The sequence below is a fragment of the Pantoea alhagi genome (assembly GCF_002101395.1).
Classification (GTDB): Bacteria; Pseudomonadota; Gammaproteobacteria; order Enterobacterales; family Enterobacteriaceae; genus Mixta; species Mixta alhagi.
In genome coordinates this window covers 3,195,681-3,210,351 of the sequence record NZ_CP019706.1, presented here as the reverse complement: position 1 = coordinate 3,210,351, position 14,671 = coordinate 3,195,681, and the positions used below count along the sequence as shown (strand labels likewise).

Below are 14,671 nucleotides of genomic sequence, written 5' to 3'. Positions count from 1 at the left end.
GATGTTTATCTTTTCCTGACCCTGGTATGACTTTTCTTGTTAAAAGTAAAATTTCTGTCCCTGCATATTTATATTTAATTCACTTCTTTCGTATGTATTTACCTCGGCCTGCCCTTAATCTCCTGTCAACAGTTCAGGTAAGCCAGCAACACTTATTCACCTGAGCTATTTAAAATTAATTCAGGAGACAAATAATGGCCTCTGCAAAAAAAATTGGCCTTCTGGCCTGCACCGGTGTTGTAGCCGGTAATATGATGGGGAGTGGTGTTGCTTTACTCCCCTCAACACTCGCCTCTATTGGCGGTATCGCTATCTGGGGGTGGGTAATATCACTGCTGGGTGCTATGTCGCTTGCCTATGTTTATGCACGTCTGGCAACAAAAAACCCGCAGCAGGGTGGCCCTATTGCCTACGCCGGAGAATTATCTCCAGCCTTTGGTTTCCAGACTGGCGTTCTTTATTACCATGCCAACTGGATAGGTAATTTAGCCATCGGCATTACCGCAATCTCTTATTTATCGACTTTCTTCCCGGTATTGCATAATCCGGTTCCTGCAGGCATTGCCTGTATTGCCGCCGTCTGGCTATTTACTTTCGTTAATATGCTGGGCGGAAGCTGGGTAAGCCGTTTAACCACCATTGGTTTGTTTATGGTGTTGATTCCGGTGGTGCTCACGGTGGTAGTGGGATGGCACTGGTTTGATATCGCCACTTATCATGCCAACTGGAATACTTCAAATACCACAGATACACATGCCGTTATTAACAGTATTCTTCTGTGTCTGTGGGCCTTTGTCGGCGTCGAATCCGCTGCCGTTAGCTCCGGCATGGTGAAAAACCCACAGCGTACCGTGCCGCTGGCCACCATTTTGGGAACCGGTATTGCCGGCATCATCTATATCGCCGCAACCCAGGTCATTTCCGGGATGTATCCGGCCAGTGAAATCGCTGCATCAGGCGCACCTTTCGCCGTCAGCGCTTCAACCATTTTAGGTAGCTGGGCGACGCCAGTGGTCTCTGCCTTTACTGCCCTCGCTTGTCTGACCTCGCTCGGTTCCTGGATGATGCTGGTAGGCCAGGCCGGGGTACGCGCCGCCAACGATGGTAACTTCCCGGCGGTGTATGGCGAACTGGATAAAAACGGCGTACCGAAAAAAGGACTGCTGCTGGCCAGCTGTAAAATGACCGCCCTGATGGTGCTTATTACCCTGTTAAGCTCCGGCGGCAGCAGCGCTGCAGACCTGTTCGCTCAGCTCACCGGCATCGCCGTACTGTTGACCATGCTGCCTTACTTCTACTCCTGCGTTGACTTGATCCGTTTTGAAGGGGTGACGCTGCGTAATCTTCTCAGCCTGGTCGCTTCAGTGATGGGTTGTCTGTTCTGCTTTATCGCGCTAATGGGCGCTGGCTCATTCGAACTGAGCGGAACCTTTATCGTCAGCCTGATCATTCTGATGTTTTATGCCGGTAAGTTGCACCGCCGCCAGCATGTGCATGACGACGACGCGCACGACCATCTGATCCCGCATTCCTGATATTCAAAATTTGCCCTTCCATTCCTGCTAACCAGCTCGGGAAGGGCATCTTACACCTGGAGATAACTTTATGAACGTTATTGCAATCATGAATCACATGGGTGCCTTCTTTAAAGAAGAACCTATCCGTGAACTCCATCGCGCTCTGGAAGCCATTAATTTTAAACTGGTCTACCCTAACGACCGCGAAGATTTGCTGAAACTGATCGAAAACAATGCCCGCCTGTGCGGCGTCATCTTTGACTGGGATAAATACAGTCTGGATCTGTGCAAAGAGATTAATAAACTCAACGAGCATCTTCCGATCTACGCTTTTGCTAATACCCATTCATCTCTGGATGTCAGCCTTAGCGATCTGCGCATGCAGGTGCGTTTCTTTGAATATACACTTGGTGCTGCGGAAGATATCGCTAACAAAATCAAACAGAGCACAGATGAGTATGTTAATACCATCCTGCCGCCGCTGACCCGCGCCCTGTTCAACTATGTGCGCGAAGGAAAATATACCTTCTGTACGCCTGGCCATATGGGCGGTACCGCTTTCCAGAAAAGCCCGGTAGGTAGCCTGTTTTATGATTTCTACGGCGCGAACACCATGAAATCAGATATCTCAATTTCTGTCTCGGAGCTGGGTTCGCTGCTTGATCACAGCGGTCCGCATAAAGAGGCTGAAGAGTATATTGCCCGCGTGTTCAACGCTGAGCGCAGCTACATGGTGACCAACGGCACTTCAACCGCGAATAAAATTGTTGGTATGTACTCCGCCCCGGCGGGCAGCACCATTTTGATTGATCGCAACTGCCATAAGTCACTGACTCACCTGATGATGATGAGCGACGTAACGCCCATCTATTTCCGCCCAACCCGCAACGCTTACGGTATTCTCGGCGGCATCCCGCAAAGTGAGTTCCAGCATGAAACTATCGCCAAACGTGTTAAAGCGACGCCGAACGCCAGCTGGCCAACACATGCGGTTATTACCAATTCCACATACGATGGATTGCTGTATAACACCGACTACATCAAGAAAACGCTGGATGTAAAATCGATTCATTTTGACTCCGCCTGGGTGCCTTATACCAACTTCCACCCTATTTATACTGGCAAAAGCGGTATGAGCGGCGATCGGGTAGAAGGGAAAGTGATTTATGAAACGCAGTCTACCCATAAACTGCTGGCGGCATTTTCTCAGGCCTCAATGATTCATGTAAAAGGCGATGTTAATCAGGAGACCTTTAATGAAGCCTATATGATGCATACCACCACTTCGCCGCACTACGGCATCGTGGCCTCTACGGAAACCGCCGCCGCGATGATGCGCGGCAACGCCGGTAAACGCCTGATTGGCGAATCCATTGAGCGCGCGCTGCGGTTCCGTAAAGAGATCAAACGCCTGAATGCGGAATCTGAAGGCTGGTTCTATGATGTGTGGCAGCCGGAACATATTGCCGGGGCGGAATGCTGGCCGCTGCGCTCAGACAGCGCATGGCATGGCTTTAAAGATATCGACAACGACCACATGTATCTTGACCCGATCAAAGTTACCATCCTGACGCCGGGTATGGATAAAAATGGTCAGATGAGCGACTTTGGTATTCCAGCCAGCCTTGTGGCGAAATACCTGGACCAGCAGGGGATCGTGGTAGAGAAAACCGGCCCGTATAACCTGCTGTTCCTGTTCAGCATCGGTATCGATAAAACCAAAGCGCTCAGCCTGCTGCGCGCCTTAACCGACTTCAAACGCGCCTTTGACCTCAACCTGCGGGTGAAAAATATCCTGCCTTCACTGTGGCGGGAAGCGCCAGACTTCTATAAAGATATGCGCATTCAGGAGCTGGCCGCGAATATTCACCAGCTGATCCAGCGCCATAATCTGCCGGATCTGATGTATCGCGCCTTTGAAAATCTGCCGGCGATGGTGTTAACGCCTTACCATGCTTTCCAGAAAGAGCTGCACGGTGAAGTCGAAGAAGTGTATCTGGAAGAGATGGTGGGCCGGGTCAGCGCCAATATGATCCTTCCTTATCCTCCGGGCGTACCGCTGATTATGCCGGGTGAAATGATCACCGATGAAACCCTGCCGGTGCTGGAATTCCTGCAGCTGCTGTGTGAAATCGGTTCTCACTATCCCGGCTTTGAAACGGACATTCACGGCGCTTACCGACAGGAAGATGGCCGTTATACGGTAAAAGTATTAAAAGAATAATATAAACGACATGGGTAAACCTCCATTTGGGGAAGCGAAAGCTTCCCCTTTTTTATTCTGTCCGTCATCTACATCTACACTTCTTACCGCTGGCTACAAAGCCCGGGTGAGAGCAGCCCGCATCTGGAAATGGGCGGGCTTTTGTTATGCTATTGATGATTCAATTCAAGGCGGCGGATCAATGACCCGGCCAGGCAAACCTCAGCCGGCCGCAAAAGCCAGGATGCGCGCCGCCAGTGCCTGCGGCGTCTGCATTGGCATCAGGTGTCCGGCGCCTTCGATAACTTCCAGCTTTCCCTGCGGCAGATGCGTTTGCATCATTTCCCGCTGCGCATCAATGCCAGGTACGTTTCTGTCTTCGCTTCCCAGCACCAGCAGCGCCGGAATATCGATACGACCAATGCGTTCGCGCCACTGTTCCCGGCTGCCGGATAGCGGCCACGCATGCCAGGCCGCCAGGCTGGCGCTCTGCGCATCGGCAATCGCCACTTCGCGTAGCGGCTCGGGCAGACGCGCGGAACAGGAGCCGTCGACAAATTTCTCCGCTTCCGCACGCGTTCCCTGATAGCTGGCCTGCGCCTCCCGGCCTTCGTCGCTCATCGGCTGCGGTCCCGGCGGCGATGGAGCCACCAGCACCAGTTTTTCCAGATAATCGGGGCGCTGAGCGGCTAAGGCCAGCGCCACTTTACCGGTCATGGAGTGACCCACAAGGATAACTTTTTTTAATCCCAGACCACGGATGGTGTCATCCACCTGACGCACCATCGAGGCCACGTCATAGCCTTTAAACCCTGCGGCATCGCCGAAGCCGGGCGTGTTCAACGCCACGCAATGATAATAGCGATCCAGATAGGGCAAGGCAGGAAGCCAGGTTCGATGCGATCCGCCCAGATAGTGCATCAGTACCAGCGTGGTTTCGCCCTGCCCCTGACTACTGTAAGGAAGCATCATTCCTCCTAACGCATTGTCTGATCAATATCGCCTAACGCCGCGATCTCCTGCTCGCTGTAACCAGCCAGCTGCAGCGGCTGCACGACTTCCGCGGCGAGATCCGGCACATAACCAATCAGTATTTCACCGGCATCGCGTAAGGTGACCTCATCCAGCGCGGCGGGCAGCAGCAGTGATTCAGCGCGTCCTACCTCAACGCTGACGCCGTTTGCCTCAACCGTAAACGGCTTGCCCAGACTGGAAAGGATACGCGCGCTGTTGAAGCTAAAGCGCTGCGGCTGGCTGAACTGCCAACGTTCCAGCGCAAAATAGGGTCCGGCGCAGCAAACAATCCGGGTTAAATTCGCTTCTTTCAACGTCAGGCCGGCCTGAGGCGTGCAGCGCAGTTCAGGACGCAATTCCTGTAACAGCGCATCGATATTTTGCTCCCACTCTTCCTGGGTCAGACGCGAGCCATCTTCCATTTTCCATGGCATTGCGTGCTGTTGAATATTGGAGGTCTGTTCAATTTCATAAATCAGCGTGTCGGGACCAAAGCTGTGCAGCATGCCGCCAGGCACGTAAAAGGTATCGCCAGTTTTTACCAGCACCCGATACATTACCGCATCGTAATCTTCCGCCAGCAAAGCGGCCTTTAACCGCGCATTGTCAATGCCTTCGCGCACGCCCAACAGACAGGTGGCGTCCGGCGCTGCCCAGAGAATATGCCAGGCTTCAGTTTTACCGTTTGGCTGCTTTTCAAGCTGCTGTGCCAGTTGGTCATTAGCGTGCAGGTGAACCGGCAGCATGCCGGTTCCGTCAATAAACTTGCTCAGCAGCGGAAAATGCGGGCCACGCCAGCCGGGGGCGACCATCTCATCGGGGTAACGCTCGGTCAGTTCGCGCAGGCTGCTGCCCGCCAGCTCACCGTTGGTGACCGAGGCGATCATGCCGTCTACGTCACTGATTTCCCAGGTCTCGGCAATCCGCGTATCGGGCAGCCCCGCTTTACCCAACTGCTGCTTAATACGCTGGCCGCCAAAAATATGCGTGGCTAACGGCGTGGTCAGCTTTAAAGGATAAGCTTTCATCATTCCCCCTTGCGCAAGGTTAGATAACCGCGACGCCACCGGTAACAGCGATGGTTGCGCCAGAGATATAGCTTGCTTCATCGCTGGCCAGCATCACATAGGTCGGCGCCAGCTCGGCAGGCTGCCCCATACGCTGCAGCGGCACTTCCCCGCCGAAGCTTTCCACCTGTTCAGGCGGCATCGTGGCGGGGATCAGCGGTGTCCAGATGGGCCCAGGCGCTACGGCGTTGGAGCGAATGCCTTTATCCGCCAGCAGCGCGGCCAGGCTACCGGAGAAGTTCACGATTGCCGCCTTGGTGGCGGAATAGGCCAGCAGCTTCGGCTTGGGCTGATCGGCATTTACCGATGCGGTATTAATAATTGAGCCGCCGGAAGGCATATGCGGTACCGCCGCTTTGCAGATGTAAAACATCGCATAGAGATTGGTTTTCATGGTGCGATCGAATTCTTCATCGCTGATTTCATCCAGGGCGTTGCGCGTCATCTGGAAGGCTGCATTATTCACCACGATATCAATCGTGCCGAAGCGTTCCACCGCTTGCGCCACGATGCTGCGGCAGTGATCGGCCTGGGTGATATCGCCGGCAATCAGCAGCGCTTTCTGGCCCGCCTCTTCAACCAGCTTCGCCGTATCTTTTGCATCATCATGCTCATCCAGATAGGAGATCACTACGTCTGCGCCTTCACGGGCATAGGCGATAGCAACAGCGCGGCCAATACCGGAATCCCCACCGGTAACGATCGCTGTTTTACCTTGCAGACGGCCAGAGCCTTGATAGCTGGTTTCACCGTGATCGGGCTTTGGCTGCATCTGCAGGAAGCTGCCTGGCCAGTTTTGCTGTTGTGCCTGTTGCGGATGTTGTGGACGGTTTGTCATACGTTTTCTCCTCTTATGAAAAGCAAAGTCGCCTGATAAAAACAGGCCTTTTGCCTGTGGAAAAGGGCGCTGAATCGTTACCGGTAACCAGCACTAAGTGTAGCAGCTGTCACAAAAACGCAAGGGCGGTTACCTGACGCAACTATTTGAAGAAAAAACTACTTTGCGCGTAATTAAGTGCGAGCAGCGGCAACAGGCGGCAGGGATATCAGTCTTCAGCACAAACATTACTCAGATATCAGAGATGAGTCAGACAAACTCAGCATGCGGGAGGCTCTGACCCCTGTTTCGGCCATATCATTTTTATGCGATCCGCGGGTAAGAATGAGCAGAAAAAATAACGAGGAGGGCCGTAAAACAAGATAAAAGTTGCAGGCGCGAGGAGCTTTATGCACAGCTGGCCGCCGCGCCCAACTGGCTCTGGCAAAAAAGCCCGCCCGGCTATCCTGCGGGCGGGTTGATTAACGCAGATAGGTTCTGCTGCGCCACAGTGCCGCGCCGCTGAGCAGCGCCATCAGGATCAGATAGTAACCTGGCGCCAGGCTGGAGCCGGTCGCCTGAATCAGCAACGTGCAGATCAGCGGCGCAAAGCCGCCAAACAGGGTAACCGCCACGTTATAACTTATCGCCATGCCACTGGCGCGCGTCGCCACCGGGAAAAGATCCGCCATGACCGACGGCACCGCCGAAAAGTAAATCGATTTCAGAAAGGCCATCCAGCCTACCAGCAGAATCAGGCTCAGCGGCGAGGTATAACTGACCATAAAATGAAAGGCGGGCCAGAGCGTCAGCGCCAGCAAAATCAGCGCTCCCCACAACAGCGGCGCGCGACCGATTCTTTCGGCCCATAGCCCCATCAGCGGCGTTACCACCGTCAGGATCACGCCCGCCAGCAGCGTGGCGCTGAACGCGACGCTGCCGGAGAGATGCAGGCTTTTGGTGGCGTAGGTGGGAATATAGTTAAGCATGTAATTGACCGCTGTTGAGATCACCATCAGCCCAACCGCCAACAACATCAGCTCTTTTTGCTGCCCCATAAGCGTTTTCAACGGCGCAGAAGACCTGGCCTGTGGCGTAAAGCTTGCCGGCTCCGGCACATGCCGACGAATATAGAGCCCCAGCGGGCCGATCAACAGGCCGAAGGCAAAAGGAATGCGCCATCCCCACGCCATCATCTGCGTTTCGCTAAGCAGTTGCGTCAGGCCGAGACCAAACGCCGACGCCATTAGCGTGCTGGCGCCCTGGGTGGCGAACTGCCAACTGGCGATAAAGGCCTTCCGCTCTGGAAAATGCTCCACCAGAAAAGCCGTAGAGCTGCCAAATTCACCGCCGGCGGAAAAGCCCTGAATCAGGCGCGCCGCGAGGATCAGCAGCGGTGCCGCCAGTCCAATGGTGGCGTAGTCCGGCATCAGGGTTATCATCGCCCCGCCCAGCATCATCAGGTTGATCGACAGCAGCAGCGCTTTTTTGCGTCCGTGCCGATCGGCATAGCTGCCTAATATCAGCGCGCCAAGCGGGCGGATCAAAAACGAAACCCCAAAGCTACCGAAGGTCAGTAACAACGAAACGGAAGCGTCGCTGGCGGGGAAAAAGGCGTGAGCGATATAGCTGGCGAAAAAGCCGTATACCGCGATATCGAACCACTCCAGCGCGTTACCGATACAGGTGGCAAAAAGGGTTTTATGCAGGCTGGGTTTTACCGCTGCGGAATCATGTACTGCGCTCAGGTTGCTCATGATGCCGCCCTCTGCCAGGCGCGCCGACGCGCCAGCAAGGCATTGCCCTGCTCTCCCAGATCCCAGAATAGCCGCGTCATTATCTGCAACCCTTCGCGCGCGATCGATTTCAGCATATGTTCATTCACCCCGTGCTGGCCACAGGCGGGATAAGAATGCGGCACCCACAGCGTAGGCAGGCCGAGGATATCAGAGAACACCTCATTGGGCAGCGAGCCGCCGAGGTTGGGCAACAGCACGGGCTTTTTGCCGCTGCTCTGCGCCATAATGCCCAGCGCCCAGTCAACCAGCGGATCGCGTGGATCGAGACGTGTCGCGGGCGATCCGCGCATAAAGCTCACTTCTACGTTGCTAAACCCGTGCTGCTGAAGGTGCGCCTGAATATGCGCAACCAGATTTTCCCAATCGGTGCCGACCACAAAGCGCAACTGGCAAACGGCGGTGGCGGAGCCGGGAATAGCATTCATCGGCCGCGCCGGATTGCCGGTCAGCATCGACAGCACTTCCAGCGTGTTCCAGCCATATAGCCGCTCGGTCGGCGTTAATCCCTCCTCGCCCCAGTCGGCGTCGATGGCCGGATCGCCCGGCGTACCACCCACCTCAATATCACTGAGTATCTGGCGTACGCTGTCGCTCAGAGAATCGGGCCTGAGCGCCGCAACGCGCAGCTGCCCCTGCTGATTGACCAGACAGGCGATAGCGTTAGCCAGTTGGGTGCCGGGATTGCTTAACAGACCACCCCAGTTACCGGAGTGGTAGGCGTTATCACGCGCATGGATGGTAAGACGAAAATTAACGCAGCCGCGCGATCCTAAAAACAGCGTCGGCCGTTCCGCATTCAGGCGCGGGCCGTCAGAAGCGATAAAAAGATCGGCGCTAAGCAGCTCCGCCTGCTGCTGACAAATCTCCGCCAGTCCCGGCGAGCTGATCTCTTCGCCCATCTCAAATAAGATCTTACAGTTAAAGCCCAGCTGGCCGCCGCGCGCGTGAAAGACCTGCTCCAGCGCCGCCAGGTTAATCGCGTGTTGGCCTTTGTTATCAGCGCTGCCGCGTCCGTACCAGCGATCGCCCTCCTCCTGCAGCTGCCAGGGCGAAAGCCCCTGGCGCCAGTTTTCATCGTCGCCGAAGACCACATCGCCATGCCCGTAGCAGAGCAGCGTTGGCAAGGCGCTATCTTCAATACGCGTCGCGATCAGAAAAGGACGATGCGCCACAACCGGGTTATCCAGCCGGTGCAAGTTAAAACCCAGCGCGGCCAGCTGAGGCGCGATTTCCGCATCAAGATAGTGAGCCAATAGCGCATCACGGTCGTCGCGCTGGCTCTCCGTCATTAACGCGACCCGGCGCGCCAGCAGCCGTTGAAATTGCCCGCTGTCAAAATAGTCGGTCGCCCCTGTTACTGCCTGTTCTGCCGTCATGTTTGCCTGCCGTTGTTATTGGTTTTGTCGTTTTCTTTTGACTTTACCTTTTTCAGGCTTTGCCACAATTATCAATTTTGAACGCTCGGTTTGCTTTTAAAGCAACGCTATACTGCCCAAAAAAGAGGCAAGCACAGGAAGGATGCCAACATGCTCAGCAGTGAAATCCGTTATTTTCTGGCGGTGGCGGCCGCAGGTTCGCTCAGTGCCGCCAGCGAACAGCTGTTTGTCGCTACCTCCGCTATCAGCAGACAGATACAGCGGCTGGAAGCGCAGGTGGGCGTGCCGCTTTTCCGACGCCATGCGCGCGGCATGGTATTAACCGAAGCGGGCGAGATTTTCGCGCGCCACGTTCGTAAAAGCCTGCTGGATATGGAATATGCCGTAGCGGAGATCAAAGGATTACAGGCGGTGCGCCGCGCCCATATTCGCATCGCCTGCACCGATGGGCTGGCCTTCAGTTTGCTGCCCCGCCTGTTAGCCGACTTTCGCGCAGAAAATCCAGCGGTGCACTTTTCGCTAAAGGTCACCAGCAGCCAGAGCGTGGCTGAGCAGGTACGCGCCGGTGAATGCGATCTGGCGTTGCAGTTCAGCCTGCATCCGGAGCGTGATGTGGAAGTGATCGCCTCATGGCCGGCGCCGGTGTTGTTGGTCATGCACCAAACGCATCCGTTGGCCAACAGGCCAATTAATCTGGCCGAGCTGGGTGTCTGGCCGCTGGCGCTGCCGGAGCAGAACACCACTGTGCGTCAGCTGTTCGATCTCTCGTGTCAGATGAGCGGCAGCATTATCGAACCGGTGCTGACCTGTGATAATTTTTCCGCGCTGTATCATTTCTTGCGTCATACGCCGCAGGCAATCACCCTGTGCAGCCATTTTACCCTGCTCTGTGGCGCTGAGACCGACGGACTGATCATGAAGTCGACCGGCGTCGATCAGCTTAGCCAGCGCACGCTACAACTGCAAACGGTGGCAGGCAGACCACGCAGCGCCGCCCTGAATCTGTTTCTCTCGTTTTTGACCAGCCAGCTGGAGAGCGTAAGCGCCCGCTGATCCGGTTAAAGAGAAGCGAACCGCGCGCCTCTACCGCAACCGTCTATACTGTGGGTTACGTTGCAAAACCCTTATGGAGGCATCATGGAAAGTGAAAGCGAGGTTTACACCCGTCCCGAACCGATTGTGGAATTACCCGAAGCAGTGTTTAACCGGCTGCGCGGCGAAATCAAGCCGCAGGCGGTGAACGAGGCTGTGCGTCTCTCTACCGTTGATGCCGATGGCTGGCCGCATGCCGCTCAGCTTAGCCTGGGCGAAGTGTTCGCCATAGATCGTCAGACATTACGTGTTGCCCTGTGGCCCGATTCTCACACCACCGAAAATCTGCGGCGCGATGGACGTCTTTCAGTGGCACTTGCCTATGATAAAGGCATTATTGAGATGCGTGGGCGCGCGATTCAGATTGCTGAAAACGAGACCGATCTGAACCTGGCGGTATTTGAGATCGATATCGGCAATATCATGGTGCATCGCTCCGACTACGCCGAGGTCGCGACCGGCGTTACCTTTAAAATTCACGATGCGGAAAAAACGGCAGCACGCTGGCAGGCGCAACGCCATATGCTGTCGTCGCTGGAGTAAACGGCCCGCTTTCTTCGCATATAAAAAAGCCCTGCAGTGCAGGGCTTTTTACTGGCATCGATAGCCCGGCTTAAGCGGGCATTTCTTACACATTATCACTGAACGATCGCTCTGGCCGGTGCCTTGCTGCGCTATCTCTTACTCACTATCCGTTTTGGGTCAGCAACCGGTCGATATTTTTGCAGCCACTTGCCGCTGATCAAACGTCTCCAGAAGAAGATGCCGCGCACCAGCCAGTCAAGGAACATCCCCAGCCAGACGCCCACGACCCCCATTCCCAACACGATCCCCAACAGATAACCGGCGACCACGCGCGCGCCCCACATGCTGAGCATAGAAACATACATGGTGTAACGCGCATCGCGTGCGCCTTTCAGCCCGGCCGGTAATACCCATGAAGCGGCCCAAATTGGCATACAGGCGGCATTCAGCCAGACCAGATGTTTCACAACTTCAATAACATCCGCATCGCTGGTATAAAAACGCGCCAGCAGTCCGGCAAAAGGCACGGAAAGGAAGGCCAGCACGCACAGGCCAAAGGTGGCCAGCCAGAAAATATATTTTAGCTGGCGCGTCGCCTGACCAATCTGATTTTTACCCAGCCGCGTTCCCACAATAATGGTCGATGCGGACCCGAGCGCATTACCCGGCAGGTTAATCAGCGAAGCAATAGAAAAAGCGATAAAGTTACCGGCAATTTCACTGGTGCCCATTCCGGCCACAAACACCTGCGTCAACAGCTTACCGCCGTTAAACAGCACGGATTCAATACTGGCGGGGACACCAATCCCTAAGACTTCCATCAGGATCTTGCTGTTCCAGCGGCTAAAATAGCTGCGCAGCGGAATGCGTAACGCTGGGGTAAAGCCCACCATCAGCACCACAATGATGCCAATCGCGCCGATATAGCGCGTGATGGTCAGCCCCAGTCCGGCGCCGATAAAACCCAGCCCTTCCCATGAGAAGCAGCCATAAATCAGCACGCCACTGATAACGATATTAAGGATATTCATCCCGCCGTTAATCAACATCGGGATTTTGGTATTGCCCGCTCCGCGCAGCGCGCCGCTGCCGATGAGCGTGATAGCCGCTGCCGGGTAGCTCCATGCCGACATTTGCAGATAGCTCAGCGCCAGCGCTTTTACCTCCGGCGAGGCGCGGCCTGCGATGCCGTCAATAATCACGTGACCATAGAATTCGATCACGCCTACCAGCAGCAGAGACAACACCGTCATCAGCGCCAGCGACTGCCGGGTCGCCGCTCGGGCACGCTCCCCGTCACGCTTGCCGAGGCTGAACGCCACCACTACCGTTGTCCCTAAATCCACTGCCGCAAAAAAGGAGATCACCACCATATTGAAGCTGTCGGCCAGCCCAACGCCCGCCATCGCCTCTTTGCCCAGCCAGCTGACAAGAAAGGTACTCAGCACGCCCATCAGCAGTACGCAGAGATTTTCAATAAAAATGGGCACCGCCAGCGGCGTGATTTCACGCCAGAACAGCACCCGATAAGAACGCCGTTTGGGATACCACGCCGTGCCTTCAATGGCGCGTCGCAGTTTGACGATTAAAGTTTGCAAGATCGACCCGATGACTTTAATGGAGGTGAGAGTAATGATGATGGGCAATGGTTAGCAATTATGCAAAATCTTTCCGTTACGGTTTAACGCTTTATTACAACTTCAGTTTTCACCGCTGCCCCGCTCACCGCGTTTTCATCCTGCCGGGATCATACGCCAAATTTTGCCAGGAGCCAGCGCCCTGATCGCCGGGAAAAGCATCAACTGCGACCATTTTTGCTGGTTATTACAGCAAACTGATTATGCTTTCTGCAAACAGCATCGCAGGGTGAAAAAAGGGTTTTGACACCAGGCGGAAAATCAGTAATATGCGCCCCGTTCACACGATTCCTCTGTAGTTCAGTCGGTAGAACGGCGGACTGTTAATCCGTATGTCACTGGTTCGAGTCCAGTCAGAGGAGCCATATTTAGAGAAGCCCGCTCAGGGAAACCTGAGCGGGCTTTTTGCTGTTGTAATTCTATCAATCACATCAAAAACATCGGCTCAGAATGGCTTGCCAGCTGACCATCACTTCATTCACGATAGCATCAGAAACAGGTCCCAGACGCTTGCTGCTCAAGGCTTCCATCTCAACGGTTCTGGGATACTTACAACAAATTACGCCCGTTTTTTATTCCTACCTCTCCAGCAAAACGGCAAAACGCGCTGCGCGGATAAAGTTTCTGCCGCTGGTGGGTGATGGGAACAACAAAAGGTAGCTAAATTTTGACGGGGCTGCGAACGATGCCTGAGCGCCAGGGTGATCAAAAAACAGCGCAGCGAAAGCGCTACCATCGGTTTAACATAGAAAGCATCAGATAAGGATTGCTTCCAGTCTGGCCAGCACTTCATTCACGATACTTTCAGGTATCCGTTCCAGCCGTTTGCCGTTGCGGGCTACCATATCAATGGTTCTGGGCTGGTCGCAGCGTATAACACCCGTTGTTTTTGTTCCCGCGTCGGCCAGTGAAACGGTAAAACCGGCTGCGCGGGCGAAGTTTCCGCCGCTGGTGACGGGAACAACAACAGGTAGCCGGGTCAGCTTGTTAAACGATGCCTTCGATACGATAAGCACCGGACGTTTTCCGCTTTGTTCGTGGCCGGCAATCGGATCCAGTGAAACGAGCCAGATTTCCCCTCTGTCCATCTACAGGATCTCCTTGCCCACCGCAGGCGCATCAATCCATTCCCGATCCTCTTCACTCACTTCGGCGTGTGGATCGCACTGCGCCAGCAGTTCTTCAAGCGAATAACGGGGCCGTTTCTGGGGTTCAATAATCAGGCAGCCATTATCAATGGTCATACCCACTTCGCTGTCCGTCGACAGCTCCAGCGTTTTCAGCACGGCGGGAGGAACCGCCAGCATGATAGATCCGCCAACCTTTTTCAGACGAGTTGTATACATAGAGCACCTCCGAATATTATATTTTAATATAACATCTACGGCAGGCGATGCACAATTATTCATCAGATTCATTGTGATTTCCTTAGCGTAAGAAAGCGTGAAGAAAGCCTTAATCCATCGAAGGACAGATCCGGCAGTTTTCAAAGGCGGCATTGCCGGTAAAAAGGCGACCATCCTGATACATCAGGCGCTTCTTTCAGGTCATGAAACATTTCGTGCAGGCGGGAGCTTAATTCGTGGTAAGAAGGTCGATAATAGAAAACTGTTTTCGCGGTTCA

Annotated in this window: 12 protein-coding genes and 1 tRNA gene; 5 read left to right on the top strand and 8 right to left on the bottom strand. The window is 54.6% G+C overall.

Translation table 11 applies throughout. The features are described from left to right. The first annotated feature begins 194 nt into the window (after nt 1-194). Nucleotides 195-1,535: a cadaverine/lysine antiporter gene (gene cadB / locus B1H58_RS14955; protein WP_085071267.1), complete on the top strand. Its 1,341-nt coding sequence runs from the start codon at nt 195-197 to the stop codon at nt 1,533-1,535. Nucleotides 1,536-1,605: 70 nt separating this feature from the next. Continuing rightward, nucleotides 1,606-3,741: a lysine decarboxylase CadA gene (locus B1H58_RS14950; protein ID WP_085071266.1), complete on the top strand. Its 2,136-nt coding sequence runs from the start codon at nt 1,606-1,608 to the stop codon at nt 3,739-3,741. Between the two features lie 201 nt (nt 3,742-3,942). On the opposite strand, the gene B1H58_RS14945 is transcribed toward B1H58_RS14950, so the two are convergent. The 5 genes from B1H58_RS14945 to B1H58_RS14925 form a co-directional block, all read right to left on the bottom strand. Continuing rightward, entirely contained in the window at nt 3,943-4,692 is a 750-nt protein-coding gene (locus tag B1H58_RS14945; protein ID WP_208615321.1) for an alpha/beta fold hydrolase, read from the bottom strand. A 5-nt stretch (nt 4,693-4,697) separates the two neighbouring features. Continuing rightward, nucleotides 4,698-5,765 (bottom strand): class I mannose-6-phosphate isomerase, encoded by a 1,068-nt coding sequence (locus tag B1H58_RS14940; protein WP_237172412.1) that lies wholly within the window; start codon nt 5,763-5,765, stop codon nt 4,698-4,700. 16 nt (nt 5,766-5,781) lie between these two features. Further along, nucleotides 5,782-6,639, bottom strand: a complete 858-nt coding sequence (locus tag B1H58_RS14935) for a glucose 1-dehydrogenase (RefSeq protein WP_085071263.1) — start codon at nt 6,637-6,639, stop codon at nt 5,782-5,784. Nucleotides 6,640-7,100: 461 nt separating this feature from the next. After that, nucleotides 7,101-8,375 (bottom strand): MFS transporter, encoded by a 1,275-nt coding sequence (locus B1H58_RS14930; protein WP_085071262.1) that lies wholly within the window; start codon nt 8,373-8,375, stop codon nt 7,101-7,103. Further along, nucleotides 8,372-9,793 (bottom strand): M20 family metallopeptidase, encoded by a 1,422-nt coding sequence (locus B1H58_RS14925; protein WP_085071261.1) that lies wholly within the window; start codon nt 9,791-9,793, stop codon nt 8,372-8,374. The genes B1H58_RS14930 and B1H58_RS14925 overlap by 4 nt, the downstream gene beginning before the upstream one ends. A 150-nt stretch (nt 9,794-9,943) precedes the next feature. Between B1H58_RS14925 and B1H58_RS14920 the strand changes: the two genes are divergently transcribed. Together B1H58_RS14920 and B1H58_RS14915 are read left to right on the top strand one after the other, a co-directional pair. Further along, nucleotides 9,944-10,846, top strand: a complete 903-nt coding sequence (locus tag B1H58_RS14920; RefSeq protein ID WP_085071260.1) for a LysR family transcriptional regulator — start codon at nt 9,944-9,946, stop codon at nt 10,844-10,846. Nucleotides 10,847-10,930: 84 nt separating this feature from the next. Then, nucleotides 10,931-11,428, top strand: a complete 498-nt coding sequence (locus B1H58_RS14915) for a pyridoxamine 5'-phosphate oxidase family protein (protein WP_085071259.1) — start codon at nt 10,931-10,933, stop codon at nt 11,426-11,428. 131 nt (nt 11,429-11,559) lie between these two features. Here B1H58_RS14915 and B1H58_RS14910 read toward each other — a convergent pair whose 3' ends face one another. Further along, the gene (locus B1H58_RS14910; protein WP_085072335.1) at nt 11,560-13,008 is read right to left on the bottom strand and encodes an EmmdR/YeeO family multidrug/toxin efflux MATE transporter; all 1,449 of its coding nucleotides are present in this window, start codon (nt 13,006-13,008) and stop codon (nt 11,560-11,562) included. A gap of 328 nt (nt 13,009-13,336) precedes the next feature. Here B1H58_RS14910 and B1H58_RS14905 point away from each other — a divergent pair. Then, nucleotides 13,337-13,412 (top strand) — tRNA-Asn (locus B1H58_RS14905). A 390-nt stretch (nt 13,413-13,802) separates the two neighbouring features. On the opposite strand, the gene B1H58_RS14900 is transcribed toward B1H58_RS14905, so the two are convergent. Both B1H58_RS14900 and B1H58_RS14895 read right to left on the bottom strand, forming a co-directional pair. Then, nucleotides 13,803-14,135, bottom strand: coding sequence for a type II toxin-antitoxin system PemK/MazF family toxin (locus B1H58_RS14900; RefSeq protein WP_085071258.1), 333 nt, complete (start codon nt 14,133-14,135; stop codon nt 13,803-13,805). Beyond that, a complete protein-coding gene (locus B1H58_RS14895) occupies nt 14,136-14,393 on the bottom strand; it encodes an AbrB/MazE/SpoVT family DNA-binding domain-containing protein (protein ID WP_085071257.1) in 258 nt (85 codons plus the stop codon). Between the last annotated feature and the right edge of the window lie 278 nt (nt 14,394-14,671).